The sequence below is a fragment of the Thioclava sp. NS-SX20 genome (assembly GCF_057380695.1).
The window spans coordinates 1,830,120-1,845,657 of record NZ_CM170816.1; the positions used below are offsets into that span (position 1 = coordinate 1,830,120).

Here is a 15,538-nt window from a genome sequence, read left to right on the forward strand (position 1 = left end):
ATTTGCCAAGCTGGCTTAGGACCGGCAGAGTGACAGGATGCGCCTGTTTCTGACCACCTGCCTTGTGATGATCGCTTTTGCGGCCAATTCGGTGCTGAACCGGATGGCCGTGTTCGGGGCGGGCTGGGATCCGGCGCTTGTCGGGGTGCTACGGCTTGGGGCGGGGGCGGTGGTGCTATGCCTGCTCAGCGGGATGCGCCTGCGCCATCCGCCCCCGCCTGCCATGCTGGCTTTGGGTGTGGCGACCCTGTTTCTGTATATCTGGGGCTTTTCACGCGCCTCCGGACGGCTGGATGCCGGTGTGGGCGCGCTGACGCTGTTCGGCACCGTGCAGATCACCATGTTCGGGGCCGCGGTCTTCCGCAAGACACACATCCCCCCGCTACGCTGGCTGGGGGCAGGCATGGCGCTCGCGGGGCTGGCGGTTCTGCTGTGGCCGCAAGGAGATCTGCGTATCGACATGACCGGACTGGCATGGATGATGGCGGCAGGCATGGGCTGGGGGCTGTATTCGCTGAACGGGGCAAAGGCACGCGATGCGCTGACGGCCACGGCGTTCAACTTCGCCCTTGCCACGCCTCTTGCGCTGCTCTGGTGGCTCGGGGCCGGCGGCCCGATGGCGGGGGCCTCCTACGGGCTTTGGGCCACACTGGCGTCGGGGGCGATAACATCGGGCTTAGGCTATGCGCTGTGGTATCGGGTGCTGCCGCAGATCCCCGCGACGCAGGCGGCTCTCGCGCAGTTGAGCGTGCCGCTGATCGCCGCATTGGGCGGCGCGGTGTTTCTGGCCGAACTGCCCGGCCCGCGCTTCTGGCTAGCGGGAGCCCTCGTGCTGGGCGGGATCGGGCTCGGCCTCCTGCGGCGCTAGGCTGCGCGGCGCTTCGGGCAGCGATCTGGCAGGCGCAACCCAGCCCAGAAGCCCCAGAAAGGTCTCGATCTCGGGCGTCGTGGTCGACCACGAACATACCAGCCGCGCCGAAAGCACCTCTTCCGCATCGCCTTCCAGATCCTGATCGAAGGGCCAGAAATAGTAATAGGCACCGTGATCGTGGAGCTTCTGGTGCAAATGGCGCGGCATGGCCACAAAAACCGCATTGGCCTGCGTGGGATGCAGCATCCGCACCTCGGGCAGGCTTGCCAGACCATCCGCCAGCTTGCGCGCCATCGCGTTGGCCTGACGTGCCAGCAACAGCCACAGATCGCCGTAAAGATAGGCCATCATCTGCGCCGCCAGATAGCGGTGTTTGGACATCAACTGCCCCGAACGCTTGCGCCGGATCTCGAATTCCTGCGCCCGGGCGGGGTCGAAAACCACCACCGCCTCGACCCCCATACAGCCGTTCTTGGTGCCACCGAACGAGAGCACATCCACCCCCGCCTTCCATGTCAGATCGGCAGGGCTACAGCCCAGACGCACCACCGCATTGGCAAAGCGCGCCCCATCCATATGCACCGGCAGATCGAATTCGCGGGCCACATCACACAGCGCCTTGACCTCGTCCACCGTGTAAACAGTGCCGAATTCGGTCGCATTGGTGATCGAGACCATACCGCGCTTGATATTATGGATTGCCGCCCCCGTATGGCGGATCTTGTCCCGAAGCGCCTGCGGTTCCATCTTGGCATCCTCGCCCTCCACCAGAACCAGCTTGGCCCCATCGGTGAAAAACTCCGGTGCGCCGCATTCGTCTTCCTCGATATGGGCGTTGCGATGGCAGAAAATCGCCTCCCACGGTCGGGTCAGAAGCGCGCAGGACAGGGCATTGGCCGCCGTGCCGGAGGTCACCAGAAAAACACGCGCCTCGAGGGCCTCGAAAATATCGCGGATACGGGCTTCGACAACCGGCGTCAGGGCATCGCCGCCATAGGGGCGCGCATGGCCTTCATTGGCGGCCTGAATGGCCTCCATAATGCGAGGAGCCACCGCCGAAGTGTTGTCGGAGCCGAAATTCATGAAAGATCCTCGATCACATAATCTTCCCAGTCTTCTTCCGGCACCTCGTATTCCGGCACGGTCCAGCCACGCACGGACTGGCCCGCCTCATGCACCGTCTCTTTCGATCCGGAAAGAAGATAGTGCCAGCTTTCCAGCGGCTTGTCTTCAAACCGCAACCGATAGGCGCAGGTGCGCGGCATCCAGTAGGCGATCTGCTCGATCGACTCCGGTGTCAGACGCACGCATTCGGGCACGAAATGGTGCCGGATCTCGTATTGCGCACAGCGGCAGGTCTGCCCATCCAGCAGACGGCAGGCAACGCGGGTAAACTCGACTTCGTTGGTATCAACGAATTCCAGCTTGTTGAGGCAGCACTTGCCGCACCCGTCGCACAGCGCCTCCCATTCCGAGGCATTCAGATCCCCGAGCGGCAGTTCCCAGAATTTCTTGCGTAGCTTGGACATAGAAGGAGACTCATCATTTGGCTGGGAAAGGCAATGCGTCTCTTGGCTCAGGCGGTCAAGATCTCGCGGGTGCGTTCGACATCACGATCCATCTGCGTGATCAGGTCGGGGATGCCGGTAAAGGCCAGTTCGGGGCGCAGATACTCGACCAGCGCGATCGATAGATGCTGGCCGTAAAGATCGCCTTTGAAATCCAGCAGATAGGTTTCAAGATTGGGCGTATTGACCCCGAACATCGGTCGCACCCCAAGGCTGGCCGCGCCCATATAGCTGCCCTTCTGCGGACCGGTCATCACATCGACCTTCACCGCATAGACGCCGAGTTTCGGCAGATGCAGCCCGTCCACCGACATGTTGGCCGTGGGAAAGCCTAACTCGCGCCCGCGTTTCTCGCCATGAATGACCGCCCCTTCGATCCGGTGCAGGTGGCCCAGCATGGCGGCTGCAAGTTCCGGCTGGCCCTCGGACAGCGCATTGCGGATCGCGGTGGAGGACACATGCACCCCCTCCACTTCCAGAAGCGGCGCCACAGTCACGTCAAACCCGAATCTCTGGCCAAAGAGCGCCAGCTCCTCTACCCCGCCTGCCCGCTTGCGGCCAAAGCGGAAATCGCGCCCGACCGTCACATTGGACACGCCAAGCCCCTCTGCCAGCACATCGCGGGCAAAGGGTTCCGGCTCCATCGACGCCAGCAGCGCATCGAACGGAAGCGCATAAAGACTGTCGACGCCCAGCTTTTCCAGCCGGTTGCGGCGGGCTTCGGCATTCATCAGACGGAAAGGCGGATCTTCGGGGCGGAAAAACTCGCGCGGGTGGGGTTCGAACGTCACGACCCCCAAAGACACGCCGTCACGACGCGCCAGATCGATCACAGAGCGGTGCCCCAGATGCACACCATCGAAATTGCCCATGGCAATGGAGGCGCCGCGCGCCTCCGGAGGAATCTGCCAGTGGTCGTAAACTCGCATAAAGCCGTCCGTTCCCGCATTCCCGCGAGAACGGGTCTGCCTCAGCCGCGCGAGATATCCCGCGACGGAGCCAGCACCACGGCCTCGCCCTTCAGAACAACCGTATCGCCCACCGTGCATTGGGTTGCAAGTGTGACACGCCGCTTAACCCGATCAATCGCCGCCACGCGGACAGTTGCACAAACTTCATCCCCCGGACGCACCGGCGCCATGAAAGTCAGCGATTGTTTAAGATAGATCGCACCATGCCCCGGAAGCTGTTCGCCAATCACGGCCGAAATCAGACCAGCGGACAGGATGCCGTGGGCGATCCGGCCCTTGAACATCGTGGTACGGGCGTAATCGTCATCGACATGCACAGGGTTCCGGTCCGTCGAAACTTCGGCAAAAAGCTCGATGTCACGGTCGGTCACCGCCTTCACCAGCTGGCGCGACATGCCTTCCTGAAGATCTTCGATGAAGATCGTGGAGCCTTCGATTTCCTTCATCAGCGTCATCCGCGTGGCCTTTCCAAACTGGTTATGTTGCATCGCAGCATAGCGCATCCCCGCGCCAATATCAATCGCCATAGCAATAATATATTACCAACTACTACCAAATGATAATATTCTTGTTCGAAAGATTGTTTCAATCCGAACTCCGCATAGCAAAACGCCCCCTGAAACACTACGTTCCAAGGGGCGCTCAAATCACTAAAATTCGATTCAACTGGTTAGCGAAGTCTTCCAATCGCATAAAGCGGTGCCTGCTGCTGGTCATCCAGCCACGGCTCCAGCTTGTCGGAATCGGGGGCCTCCACATCCGGCCCGAAAGCCTCGGCGGCCAGACCACCGGTCACGAAAAGGCAATCAAGCCCCTCGCCCGCCGCCCCCGCGACATCGGTCAGGATCCCGTCCCCGATTGCCAGAATGCGGCCATCCTCCGGCAGACCGAAGGACGCGCTCAGCTTGCGGCGGGCCAGATCGTAGATCGGCGGATGGGGCTTGCCGCAATAGATCGCATCGCCCCCCATGTCCTCATAAAGCTCGGCCAGCGCACCCGCGCAGTAAATCCGCTTGTCGCCCATATCCACCACCAGATCGGGATTGGCGCAAAGCATCTTCAGCCCGCGGGTCTTGGCGGCCAGAAACGTCGCGCGGTAATCCTCGGGGGTTTCGGTCTCTTCGTCGAAAGGCCCCGTACACACAATGCCCTCGGCTTCTTCGAAAGACACGCGTTCGATCTTGGCACGGCCTTCCCATTCGGCGGGAATGGACGTGAAGAACCCGTTGTCTTTCTCCGGCCCCAGATGCCAGATCTTGCGCCCTACGGCACCGGCAAACATCGCATCCTGCGCGGCATCCCCCGAGCTGACAATCAGATCCCACGCATCGTCGGGGATCGCCATCCTGGCAAAGCGTTCTTTCACGAATTCCGCCGGACGCGGCGCATTGGTCAGCAAGACAACCCGTCCGCCTTTGGCACGAAACGCCTGCAGGGCTGCGACAGCCGCAGGATAGGCCGTCACGCCATTATGCAAACACCCCCACAGATCGCAGAACAGCGCATCATAGGAGGCAGAAATCTCGGCAAGCGATTGGACGATACGGGTCATAGCAACCTTTCGGGCAGTAAGTCTGTGGCGCGTCACGTGCGCAGGGCTCTCTTAGGGCTGCTCTATGACATGTCTGTAACAGTTACGAAAGCAAGGCCTGACCGCCGATCAGCGTCATTATGCCTTTCGCCAGCAAAATAACCGAAAGCAGGAACAGCATCCCCTGTATCACCCGGACATAATGCGTATCCGACAGTTTGACCGTCAGCCAGCGCCCGATAAACGTCCCCAGAATACCGGTGGCGGCCAATGCGGCAATCAGGCCCCAGTTCAGCCCGTCAAGCTGTCCGATCGCAAAATAGGCCGGAAGCTTCGCCAGATTGCCAATCGCGAAGGAAATCGCGATGGTGCCCGCAAATTTCAGCTTTGGCAGGCGCTGGGGCAAAAGATAGGCCTGCGCGGGCGGCGAACCGGAATGGGTGATGAAGCTTGCGATCCCTGTCAGAGTGCCCCAGAAAAGCCCGGGCAAAAGCGCAGGCTGCGTGACCTTTGTGCCACCGCGCCCGCACCATGCGCGCAAACAGAACCAAAGCCCGATGCCTCCGGTAAACAGCAGCAGGACAGGCTCGGGCGTATATGGGGTGATAAAGGTTGCCACCCCCACCCCGAACAGCAGGGCAGGCGTGAAGATCAGCAGGTTGCGACCCGAAAACTCTTTCCGGAACAGCCAGACCCCGATCCAGTCGGTCACGATATAGACCGGCAGAAGCGTCGCAGCGGCGGTCACGGGGTTCATGAACAAAGCCAGCAAAGGCACAGCGATCGCCGCAGCCGATGCCAGCTCCTGAAAGAAATTCAGCGTGCTGTGATCCAATCTTCGCCCGGGACCCGAGGCCGGGCTGAAGAATTTTGTAAATTGCCTTGCGCTACCCCTCGGAAGGGGCCGATTTGTGAGCTTGAAATCCTATACGGCGCGCGCTGCGATGCCGAAGGGCCTTCAGATTTTCAACTGTATCGCTTGCATCATGCCGGGCGCGCGAATTCAAGTTGGAGCGTGAACCAGATTGGTGAGAATGAGCTGAGCAGCAAAAAGTCCGCGTATGTCTATAGTTCGGGCCTAGGTGGTTGCGCGAACAAGGACCGGCAAAAATGGATTGCCAAAGGTGATCAAGGCGACGTGGCTCGGACCTGCTTTTGGTCCCTCTGTGATCTAGTCAATGGCATCCCCTCAAAATCCTTCATGACGGGAGGTCATCCACAACTTGTAAAGCTTGATCAACGCGGCTTCGGCCACGCTGTTGGAGTGAAATTCAATGGCGTCCCGACTGTCTTCGGAAGGCGGACCACTAATCCCCAGAGTTTTGCGAAATTTTGGGTCGATGAGGATTTCACTCAGCTAAATCCCGAAACATTGGAGAAATACAGTCAAGCGCAGAAATATGGTCGAAGTAGGAGCGGGCGATAACGATTAGGCTCAATGGGCAATGTCTGCTTTGATGAAGCTGCACCGCAGCATCACTTCACTCGGTGAAGGTCGCCTCAGGGCCGAACACGTCGATACCGTTGCGCGACCCTCGAAAACAACCTGCCGCACCGCCGCATGACCGCTTCGAGCCCATACTGCAACATGCCGCCCCGCAGCATTTCGCTGGTGCAGAAGGCGGTCTCGGTTATCGCGGCCCGAAGCGGGGCTAAACGCGATCACTATAGCCGCAGCGCAGCTTTCCCGAACCGGTCATTCATTTAGTCCGCAGCATTATGAAGGGCCGGGATTGGCCCTGTGGTATCCTCTACCATTTTCGTTAAAGGCGCTATCTGGAATATCATCGCGAGGTGGCCTGTCTAAGTAGAGAAAACCATAAAAATCAAGGCAGAACCAATCACGCGCTACCCGTTAGGTGGATTTTAGAGAATTGCGGAGGTGGGTGCGAAAGGGCAGAACATGAGGGGTCTGACATCGCTTGCGGACGGGCTCCGGAAAGCAAATGAACCAAAATCTGCAGTCACTTCCCAATACTGGTGGATATACCCGATAGAAATTTCGCGCCTTCCTTTGCCAGAACCGCCTTCTCAAGATCCAGCCCGTTATCATGCGTGAGCGTGCCTACCCAGATCCGGTCACCCGAGGATGTCGTGTAGGGACTTTGCCATAGACGGAGGTGGTCGGCGACTTCGCTGTCGGTCTCCGAGGCGCGGAAGAAGGATATATCATTGGGCATGGCTTTCCAGAACAAGGGTGCGAGGCTTTGCGGCTGGCCTGCATCGCGCAATACACCCCATCCCGTTTTCACCAGTCCCGCAACGGTCACCGGTTTTGCCGCCCTCCATCCGGTTTGGGCAAGGTTCTGCTCGAGCGTTCCGAGATCCGGCGCGACAAAGGCAAGCGTCATAGCAAAGCGGTGATCTCCGTCCAGTGTCTCGGCAAATTGCGGCTGTCCGAGCTGTGCCAATGCGTCCTGAACAGAAGAGACTTCAATCGTGGAGGCAGGCACTGGGCGCGGATTTTGTGTCTTGGCATAGGTCCAGTCCCGTAGACCAGCGCTCAGCGCCAGAAGCACTGTCAGCCCCAACGCAACGGCGCGGAGACCGCCCGACAGGGACGCCATCGCAGGTGCAGGCGCGCGCTGGAGCCATTCGGCGATCGTAACCCCGAGGATCAGGCACAACCCGCCCAGCGTCCAGCCTGCCAGCACATCGCTGAGATAATGCTCGACCAGAAACAACCGACTACCGCCAATCAGAAGGGCGATGAGCGCCGCGCCGAACATGGCGGTGAAGGCTCCCATGCGCCCGAGCCGCCAGAGCAGGTAAAAGAGCATCCCGTAAAATGCCACAGACAGCGTGGCATGGCCGGATGGGAAGCTGCCAGAAGTCTCGGTGAAATATCCCAAGGCCGAGCGCGGTCGTGCGAAGGACGATTTCAGCAAGATCACACTCACCAGATCGCTGCCAAGGGCTGTAAACAGCCCCGCAATCAGCGCCCCGCGGCGTAGAACAACCAGCCAGAGAAGGGCGATCGCAAGGAACAGCCCCACAACGAGCTTGTCGCCGAGAGCGGTAAAGAGCGTGAAAAAGCGGATCAGTCCCGGTGTCCAGAACAGCTGCATCAGTTGCGCAAGCCGTGCGTCGATCTGCACGATCGGGGCGGCATGGATAAAATCGAAGGCGAGGCCGATGCCGAGGGACAAGAGATAGAGTGCTATCATTGCCAGAATGCTTGATGGCAGGCCACCGAAATGGCTGCGATCCAGACGCTGTTGGATAAAGCGCGCAAAGCGGGGATGGCGCTGTGCCCAGCTGTTCAGAACCGGATGCTGGCCGAGCATATCCATCCAGCCACCGGCCATCGACATCAGATAGGGCAAGGCACGGTCGAGCCGCCGTAAGGTCCACCATAGCGCGGCTATCAGAACAATCGCGCCGCCTGCAAAAGCCGCGTCACGGGTCAGAACCGGATTGAGCTTGGTTAGACCCGCGCCAATCGCATAACCGATGCCCACATGGACAAAGGCGTAGGGAACGCCGCTGATCAGGTTCCACAGGCTGAATTTGCGCCGCTCCATACCGGCCATGGCGGCAGCGAAGGGCACGAAAGCGGCAACGGGGCCGAGGAAGCGCCCGATCACCAGCGCCATCCCGCCCCGTCTGTGAAACAGGGCTTCGGCGCGTTTGAAGACCGGCATCTCCTGCACATTCCAGCGCCCGAGCATCCCGCGCCGTGCATGACGGCCCAGCCAGTAGGTGGCCTCTCCGCCTAAAACCGATCCGATGGCCACGAACCAGACCAGATCGAAGAAATCGAGCACGCCCTGTTGCACCAGAACACCCCCCGCATTCACGACCAGCGTGCCCGGAAGGAAGATCCCTGTGAGGAAGAAGGCCTCAAGGGCGGCGGCGGACCCGATGACCCAATAGCCGATCATCCCGAGGGCGGCGATGGAGGGGAGAAGCTGCGAGATGGATGTCATGGAAGGCTCTTTTGATCGGCAGGAGGGCGCGAGGATCTTGCCCTCACGTCCCTCTTTTAGCTTTGCCAGATCATCGGTGGGCTGACCAAGTTCTTACAAAAATGTAAGAATTGCCCCGTCCAACTATGCTTTGGGCGGCACGGTCCGGCTGATGACCGCAACAAGATCGCGGCCGACCGCAACAAGATTTGCCCGAGGCGGCACTGCGATATAGACCGGCTCCCATCTGGGCGCGAATTTCTGCTTGAACGTGCGCAGCCCCTCGAAATTGTAGAACTGGCGCCCGTGTCGATAGAGGAAGGCGCCAAGATGCGTGCTCAGCCGCACACCGCGCCGCGCCTCGAGCCCCGAGAGCGGTGCATTGCCAAGCGAGAACTCGGCATGGCCATTCTCCTTGAACTCAAGAAGCAGCGCCGTGAACAGAAAATCCATCACGCCGTTCGGAATATCATCGCGGTGGCGCATGAGGTCGATGGCGGCGCGTTGTTTGCGCTCGGTCACCCAGAGATTGGCAAAGGCCACGATACGCCCTTCATGGCGGACAAGGGCGATGGGGGTGCGGTCGAGATAGGCAGGATCGAAACTGCCGACCGAAAACCCCTTTTCCTCACCGATCTTGGAGCGGAGCCATATGTCGGAAATGATCTTCAGCTCGGCCAGAAGCGCGGGATCATGCGGGCCGTCCACCAGCTCGAAGCTCATCTGGTCTCGCTGTGCGCGGGCATAAGCCGCGCGGATCTTCTTGCGCTCGGGGCCGTCAAGGCTGAAACTGCGCAGATCGACCACCGCCTCTTCGCCGAATTTATGCGCGACCATGCCCATATCGATCCATGTCGTGGCAGAGCCTGCCGAGACCGAATAGAAAACGGGGCGTGCATTGGCGGCATAGGCCGCATCATGGAACTCCCAGACCAGCGCCTGTAGCTCGTCCGCCCGCCCGATTGGATCATGTAGCGCGATCCAGCTACGGCCTTGCGTACGATACATCAGGAAGCTTTCGCCCGAGGGCGAGAACATCAGCGCCTTGTCGCCCGTCAACGCCACGGCAGCCTCAGGGCGGGATTGAGCGGCGATCACCTTGGCAGCCTGATCCAGCGTCTCGGTGTCGGGCAGCGCTTCGGCCACCCTGTCCGGACGCAGCGCATAAAACAGCACCGAAAGCCCCAGCACCACAAGCCCGACCAGCCCCGCCCGCATGGAACGCGGCGCGCTATGATCGGAGGCGAACTGCCACCAGAGGCTCGTCTCGTAGGGCACGGCCTTATGCGCAAAGAAGAACACCCCCGCGAGCGCCCCCGCCAGACAGACGATCATCAACGCCCAACGCAGGCTCATCACATTACGGGTCAGACGAGTGGCACGGTAGAATTCGGAGCGCGCCGGATAGAGGATCAGCGCCGCAAGGCTCAGAAGGATTGCGCGGTCATAATCGATCCCGTTGAACAGGCTGACCGCCGCCCCCGCCGCCAGCACGCCCATGGCCAGCCACCATGCGCCCTCGACCCGCCGCAAAAGCCCATGCGCGACAAGCAGAAGAAACGCCCCCAGCGCGCTGGACAAAAGCGCACCGCCCTCAACCATGCTGAGCGGCACCAGAAGCTCCAGCTCTTCCGCCCAGTCGCTGGTGGCGGGCAGAAGCGAGGCCAGCATCATCACCGCCCCCGAGGCAAAGACCATTGCCGACATGGCGAGCGGCATCAGCGCCGAAATCGCCTTTTGCACCGGCACCAAGGTGGGGCTGATCCGGCGGCTGACAAAGCGCGCCTCGCCCAGTGCCATGAGGCAGAGCGCCAGCACGAAGGGCACAAGGTAATAGACCAGACGGAACAGCAAGAGCCCCGCCGCGATCTCGGTCACCGGCGCCCCGCTGGGCAGCGCGGCAATGATGATCGTCTCGAAAATACCAACCCCGCCCGGCACATGGCTGAGAACGCCCGCCATCACCGCGATGGCATAGATCGCCAGAAAGCTGCCAAAGCCGATCCCCTCGGAGGGGAGCAGGATATAGAGGGCAAGCGCGGCCATAAGGGTTTCCACCGCGACAAAGACGAATTGCCCTGCGATGATGCCCTTGGAGGGCGCGGCAAGGGTGATCCCACGGATGGTCAGCGTTCCGCGCCGTGTGGCAAGCCCCGCCAACACGATAAGTGCCAGCGCGCTCAGCCCCATAGCCCCCCAGCGGATGATTTCGGGCGGCCACGGGATCAGGCCGCCCAAGGCTTCTGGATGCCATGCCAGCGCCATGACCCCCACAAGCGTCGAGCCGATGCCGAAGGACACCGCCGAAAAGACCGAGATCCCCGCAATATCAAGGGCCGAAAGCCCGAGCGCCGAATAGATCCGGTAGCGCACCGCCCCGCCTGTTACGGCGGCCGCGCCCACCGTATTGCCGATCCCGTAGCCCAGAAACGACCCGATCATGGTCACCGAAAACGGCAGGCGCTGACCGATATAGCGCAGCGCGGACCAATCATAACCGACCAACGCCGCATAGCCGCCCGCCGTGCAAAGAAGCGCCGCAAAAAGCGTGGTGACAGGCGTTGCCCGCACCAAGGTCATGACATCGCGCAGATGGACGCCCTTTAGCAGATGATACAGCGCATAGCCGCCGGCTGCAAAAAGTGCGGCGGTGACAAGATAGGGCAGTAGCAGCCGGAGGCGGGCTTTGGGGTCGGTCATAGAGGCCTCTCCATAGTCGGGTCGAGGTGCGGCGGAACGGCGTGGGCCGCTCAAGGTTTCGTGAGGATTATTCCTGTTTCGGCCCGAATTGTGAAGACAATCGATGGCTTAGCGGCTTTACAAATTTGTAAGGCGACAGACAGGTAAAACCCCGACCAGATCCCCATATTAACCTTATGAACCGATTACGGGACAAAGGAGACCCTGATATGGAACGGATCAAAATGGCATTTGCGGCCATCCTCATGGGGGCCGTGGCTGTTGCAGGCTTGGGCTTCGGCCTGATGGCGCTGCTGTTCGTGGGCGTGGTTGGCGCCGTGACCCTGCTGGCCGCGCGGGTGGCCGCGCCGGTGATCGTCAAGCGGATGGAGCGCCGCATGCAGGCGCAGGGCGCGCCGGTGATCTGGGACCATGTTCCGAACTGAGGCGCCCCGTTTTCTGATACCAGCCGGAGCCTCCGCTCCGGCTTTTTCCACGCGGGTCCTTCTTACAGAAATGTAAGATCGGCGTCAGAACTTCCGCCAATCCGCCCCCTATGAAAGGCCCGACGCGGCCAAGATGGGCTTTGCGTTCCCCCTATCCCTCCCTTCGGAGCTATCTGATGACGCAGCCAAGCCTTTCTCCGGTGTCCTCGCCGGAATTCATTGTCAACAAAATCGCGGAAGTCACGCTGGTCTTCTGGGTGCTGAAGATCCTCGCCACCACTCTGGGCGAAACCACGGGCGATCTGATCGCCCAGACCTTGGGCCTTGGTTATCTGGCGGGTCTCGGGATCACCGGTGCGGCGCTGGTCGTGCTGCTGGCGGTGCAGATCCGTGCGCAAAGCTTCCACCCCGCGCTGTTCTGGGCCGCCATCGTCGGCACCACCACCGCAGGCACCGAAATCTCGGATTTCATGGACCGCTCGCTGGGGCTTGGCTATATGTCCGGCTCGGTCGTGCTGACTTTGGGCCTTCTGGCCACACTCTGGGTCTGGCACCGCCGCGATGGCACGCTGTCGGTCGATCCGGTCACGCGCCGCGATACCGAACTGGCCTTCTGGGTGGCCGTTCTGTTCTCGAACAGCCTCGGCACCGCCTTTGGTGATTTCCTCGTGGATAATCTGGGCCTTGGCTATATGGTCTCGGCCGCAATCTGCACCGGCGTCATCGGGCTTGTCTATCTGGCCCATCGGGGCCGTGTCATGAATGAAATCGCGCTTTTCTGGCTGGCCTTCATCTTCACCCGCCCCTTCGGTGCGACCTTTGGCGATTTCCTGACGAAACCGCTGGAAAAGGGCGGGCTGGATCTGGGCACCTATAATGCCTCGGCGGTCTGTCTGGTGCTGATGGCGGGGCTGGTATTCATTGAGACCCGCCGGATGAAGACAAAAGCGATCCCCGCGCTTTAATTCCCCGATCCGGGCCAGAAAACTGGCCCGGATTTCGCGTTTTATGCTATGCCGTGACTACATCCCCAAAGGAAGACCGATGAAGATCCTGATCGCCGAAGATGATGCCGAAACCGGAGCCTATCTGCAAAAAGGGCTTCTGGCCGAAGGTCATAGCGCCGATCTGATCGCCAATGGCCGCGAGGCGCTGATCCAGGCCACCGCGCAGGAGTATGACCTGTTCATCTTCGACCGGATGATGCCGGGGCTCGATGGTCTGGCGCTCCTTAAGGCGCTGCGGGCGGCGCAGATCGCCACGCCCGTGATCCTTCTGACCGCGATGGGCAGCGTCGAGGACCGTGTGGCGGGACTGAAGGCAGGGGCCGATGATTATATGGTCAAGCCCTTCGCCTTTGTCGAACTTCTGGCGCGGATGGATACGATCGCCCGCCGTCCAAACCTGAAGCCCGAGGTGACAGAACTGATCGCCGGCGAGATCCGGCTTGATCTTCTGGCGCGCGAGGTCTGGCGGGCGGGCGAAAAGATCGACCTGCAGCCGCGCGAATTCATGCTGCTGCGGCATTTCATGGAGCGCCCCGGTCGGGTGCAGACCAAGACCATTCTTCTGGAAGCAGTCTGGGACATCCATTTCGACCCCAAAAGCAGCGTGGTTGAAACCCATATCTCGCGCCTGCGCGGCAAGATCGACAAGCCGTTTGCCAAGCCCTGCCTGACCACGATCCACGGCATCGGCTATGTGTTCGAGGCCCCATGAGGCTGCGCCCCTTAAGCTGGTCCATGCGCTTTGCGGCGATGATCTCGGGCGTTTTCGCGCTGGCAGCGGTCTCGGCGGGCGGGGTCTCTTATTACCTGCAATCGGGCGAGACCGCGCATAGACTTGAGGCCGATGTTGAGGCCACGACCGAGGCCTTGGCCTTGGTGGCGCAAAATGGCGATATGGATGATCTGACCGAGCAGATCGATGCCCAGATGGCGGTCATGCGCAACGCCTCGAACCTGATTGCCTTTATCCCGCAGGATGGCGGGGCGATTCTGGGCAATGCCTCTGTGCTGCCTGCATTTACCGGCGCGCGGCATCTGAAGGTCGGGATCGATATGCAGCTGCGCGCGGCGCTGGCCGACACGCCCGAGGGCTATGTGGCCTATGCGATCCGCATTCCCGAAGGGCTGATCGTCACAGGGCGCGATGATGAATGGCTGCGGGCGCAGGCCGAGATGATGCTGGGCAGTTTCGGCTGGGGTCTCGGGATCGCGCTGCTGCTTTCGACCGGCGTGGCGGTGGTGATCGCGCGGCGCAGCGAACGCCGCGTGCAGCGGATGGAAGACACGCTGACCGAGGTGGGCCATGGCGAACACGGTCTGCGCATCGCCGATACCGGCCGCGATGATATCGCGCGGCTGGCGCAAAGCGTGGACCGGACCTTGGATCAGCTTGAGGATGGGATTTCGGTGATCCGGCAGGTCTCGACCGATATCGCCCATGACCTGCGCGCGCCCCTTGCGCGGCTCAGGCTGCGACTGGAGCCTGTGGCGCTGGATGATCAGGCGCCGATGCCTGTGCGGCAGGAGATCGGGCGAGCACTGAGCGACCTCGATCAGGTGTCCGAGACTTTCGATGCAATCCTGCGGCTTGCGCGAATGCAGGCGGGGATGGTCGAGATTGCCCTGCAACCGGTGGATCTGTCAGCCCTTTGCGCCCAGATCCACGAGATGATGGAACCGATCGCCGAAGATCTGGGCCATCGGTTGGCGCTGGAAATGCCCGAGGGGCTGGTGATACAGGCGGATCGCGAACTTCTGACGCAGGCCATCGTCAACCTGATCGACAATGCCACCCGCCATTGCCCGACGGGCGCTGTGATTACACTGGCCGCCACGCAGGGGGAGATCACCGTGTCCGATACCGGCCCCGGCATCCCCGAACCCGATCTGCCCCGCGTGCGCGAACGTTTCGTGCGGCTTGACCGTGCGCGCAATACGCAAGGCTCGGGGTTGGGGCTCAGCCTTGTCGAGGCGATTGCCAGCTTGCATGGTGCGCGACTGGAGCTGGCAAACCTGCATCCGGGCTTGCAGGCGCGTATCGCCTTAGTGCAGTAAAGCCGAAAGAGGAGACAGGGCTTGCAAGAGAAACGGTTGCATCAGGCCTTCGAGATCAGCGTTGCGCTCAAGGGCATTCATGCGCTGATCGAGATTTTGGCAGGGCTATTCTTCTACGTCGTGAAATCCGACACGATCCTGCGCTGGATGAACTTCCTGACGCAGGACGAGCTGCGCGAGGACCCGCGGGATTTTGTGGCGAGCCATATCATGCATGCCGCACAGGGGTTTACCGGCTCGACCGAAGCTTTCTACGCCTTCTATCTTGCCAGCCACGGCGCAATTAAACTGGCGTTGGTCATCGGCCTTCTGAAGGAAAAATGGATCGCCTTTCCGCTATCGCTCATCGCGCTTGGCGGCTTCATGGCCTATCAGCTTTACCGCTATAGCTACACACATTCGACAGCGCTTCTTGCGCTGACAGTGTTCGATCTTCTGGTCTGCGGGCTTGTCTGGCATGAATGGCGGACACGGGCGCGGCAAATGCGGGGCTGAAGGCGGA

Annotated in this window: 14 protein-coding genes; 6 read left to right on the forward strand and 8 right to left on the reverse strand. The window is 61.0% G+C overall.

The features are described from left to right. Positions 1-37: 37 nt before the first annotated feature. Positions 38-868 carry a DMT family transporter gene (locus tag AC2ISB_RS08850; RefSeq protein WP_486574737.1) on the forward strand — a complete coding sequence of 277 codons (831 nt, stop codon included), beginning with the start codon at positions 38-40 and terminating at the stop codon, positions 866-868. On the opposite strand, the gene AC2ISB_RS08855 is transcribed toward AC2ISB_RS08850, so the two are convergent. The 8 genes from AC2ISB_RS08855 to mprF form a co-directional block, all read right to left on the reverse strand. After that, the gene (locus AC2ISB_RS08855) at positions 815-1,954 is read right to left on the reverse strand and encodes a threonine aldolase family protein (RefSeq protein WP_486574738.1); all 1,140 of its coding nucleotides are present in this window, start codon (positions 1,952-1,954) and stop codon (positions 815-817) included. The two genes, AC2ISB_RS08850 and AC2ISB_RS08855, sit on opposite strands and share 54 nt — an antisense overlap. Further along, a complete protein-coding gene (locus AC2ISB_RS08860; protein WP_339107872.1) occupies positions 1,951-2,400 on the reverse strand; it encodes a YcgN family cysteine cluster protein in 450 nt (149 codons plus the stop codon). The genes AC2ISB_RS08855 and AC2ISB_RS08860 overlap by 4 nt, the downstream gene beginning before the upstream one ends. 47 nt (positions 2,401-2,447) lie before the next feature. Continuing rightward, positions 2,448-3,368, reverse strand: coding sequence for a bifunctional riboflavin kinase/FAD synthetase (locus tag AC2ISB_RS08865; RefSeq protein ID WP_486574739.1), 921 nt, complete (start codon positions 3,366-3,368; stop codon positions 2,448-2,450). A 41-nt stretch (positions 3,369-3,409) separates the two neighbouring features. Next, positions 3,410-3,856 carry a MaoC family dehydratase gene (locus AC2ISB_RS08870; RefSeq protein ID WP_486576782.1) on the reverse strand — a complete coding sequence of 149 codons (447 nt, stop codon included), beginning with the start codon at positions 3,854-3,856 and terminating at the stop codon, positions 3,410-3,412. 224 nt (positions 3,857-4,080) lie between these two features. After that, entirely contained in the window at positions 4,081-4,962 is an 882-nt protein-coding gene (locus AC2ISB_RS08875) for a TIGR01459 family HAD-type hydrolase (RefSeq protein WP_339107874.1), read from the reverse strand. An 82-nt stretch (positions 4,963-5,044) separates the two neighbouring features. Next, the gene (locus AC2ISB_RS08880) at positions 5,045-5,776 is read right to left on the reverse strand and encodes a sulfite exporter TauE/SafE family protein (protein ID WP_486574740.1); all 732 of its coding nucleotides are present in this window, start codon (positions 5,774-5,776) and stop codon (positions 5,045-5,047) included. Between the two features lie 1,129 nt (positions 5,777-6,905). Next, complete coding sequence (locus AC2ISB_RS08885) at positions 6,906-8,870, reverse strand: bifunctional DedA family/phosphatase PAP2 family protein (RefSeq protein ID WP_330646847.1); 1,965 nt, start codon at positions 8,868-8,870, stop codon at positions 6,906-6,908. A 123-nt stretch (positions 8,871-8,993) separates the two neighbouring features. After that, complete coding sequence (gene mprF, locus AC2ISB_RS08890) at positions 8,994-11,549, reverse strand: bifunctional lysylphosphatidylglycerol flippase/synthetase MprF (RefSeq protein WP_486574741.1); 2,556 nt, start codon at positions 11,547-11,549, stop codon at positions 8,994-8,996. Between the two features lie 209 nt (positions 11,550-11,758). Between mprF and AC2ISB_RS08895 the strand changes: the two genes are divergently transcribed. The 5 genes from AC2ISB_RS08895 to AC2ISB_RS08915 all read left to right on the forward strand — a co-directional run bounded on the left by AC2ISB_RS08895 (position 11,759) and on the right by AC2ISB_RS08915 (position 15,531). Next, a complete protein-coding gene (locus AC2ISB_RS08895) occupies positions 11,759-11,974 on the forward strand; it encodes a hypothetical protein (protein WP_486574742.1) in 216 nt (71 codons plus the stop codon). 176 nt (positions 11,975-12,150) lie between these two features. Further along, positions 12,151-12,939, forward strand: a complete 789-nt coding sequence (locus AC2ISB_RS08900) for a COG4705 family protein (protein ID WP_486574743.1) — start codon at positions 12,151-12,153, stop codon at positions 12,937-12,939. Between the two features lie 79 nt (positions 12,940-13,018). Next, positions 13,019-13,693, forward strand: coding sequence for a response regulator transcription factor (locus AC2ISB_RS08905; RefSeq protein WP_330646851.1), 675 nt, complete (start codon positions 13,019-13,021; stop codon positions 13,691-13,693). Beyond that, on the forward strand, positions 13,690-15,036 hold the full coding sequence (locus AC2ISB_RS08910) for a sensor histidine kinase (protein ID WP_486574744.1): 1,347 nt from the start codon (positions 13,690-13,692) through the stop codon (positions 15,034-15,036). The genes AC2ISB_RS08905 and AC2ISB_RS08910 overlap by 4 nt, the downstream gene beginning before the upstream one ends. 21 nt (positions 15,037-15,057) lie before the next feature. Beyond that, on the forward strand, positions 15,058-15,531 hold the full coding sequence (locus AC2ISB_RS08915) for a DUF2127 domain-containing protein (RefSeq protein ID WP_486574745.1): 474 nt from the start codon (positions 15,058-15,060) through the stop codon (positions 15,529-15,531). Positions 15,532-15,538 lie beyond the last annotated feature (7 nt).

What these genes read in the sequence shown, in the direction of transcription:
- AC2ISB_RS08850 (WP_486574737.1), top strand. Translation starts at nt 38, where the DNA reads ATGCGCCTGTTTCTGACCACCTGCCTTGTGATGATCGCTTTTGCGGCC.
- AC2ISB_RS08855 (WP_486574738.1), bottom strand. Translation starts at nt 1,954, where the DNA reads ATGAATTTCGGCTCCGACAACACTTCGGCGGTGGCTCCTCGCATTATG.
- AC2ISB_RS08860 (WP_339107872.1), bottom strand. Translation starts at nt 2,400, where the DNA reads ATGTCCAAGCTACGCAAGAAATTCTGGGAACTGCCGCTCGGGGATCTG.
- AC2ISB_RS08865 (WP_486574739.1), bottom strand. Translation starts at nt 3,368, where the DNA reads ATGCGAGTTTACGACCACTGGCAGATTCCTCCGGAGGCGCGCGGCGCC.
- AC2ISB_RS08870 (WP_486576782.1), bottom strand. Translation starts at nt 3,856, where the DNA reads ATGAAGGAAATCGAAGGCTCCACGATCTTCATCGAAGATCTTCAGGAA.
- AC2ISB_RS08875 (WP_339107874.1), bottom strand. Translation starts at nt 4,962, where the DNA reads ATGACCCGTATCGTCCAATCGCTTGCCGAGATTTCTGCCTCCTATGAT.
- AC2ISB_RS08885 (WP_330646847.1), bottom strand. Translation starts at nt 8,870, where the DNA reads ATGACATCCATCTCGCAGCTTCTCCCCTCCATCGCCGCCCTCGGGATG.
- mprF (WP_486574741.1), bottom strand. Translation starts at nt 11,549, where the DNA reads ATGACCGACCCCAAAGCCCGCCTCCGGCTGCTACTGCCCTATCTTGTC.
- AC2ISB_RS08895 (WP_486574742.1), top strand. Translation starts at nt 11,759, where the DNA reads ATGGAACGGATCAAAATGGCATTTGCGGCCATCCTCATGGGGGCCGTG.
- AC2ISB_RS08900 (WP_486574743.1), top strand. Translation starts at nt 12,151, where the DNA reads ATGACGCAGCCAAGCCTTTCTCCGGTGTCCTCGCCGGAATTCATTGTC.
- AC2ISB_RS08905 (WP_330646851.1), top strand. Translation starts at nt 13,019, where the DNA reads ATGAAGATCCTGATCGCCGAAGATGATGCCGAAACCGGAGCCTATCTG.
- AC2ISB_RS08910 (WP_486574744.1), top strand. Translation starts at nt 13,690, where the DNA reads ATGAGGCTGCGCCCCTTAAGCTGGTCCATGCGCTTTGCGGCGATGATC.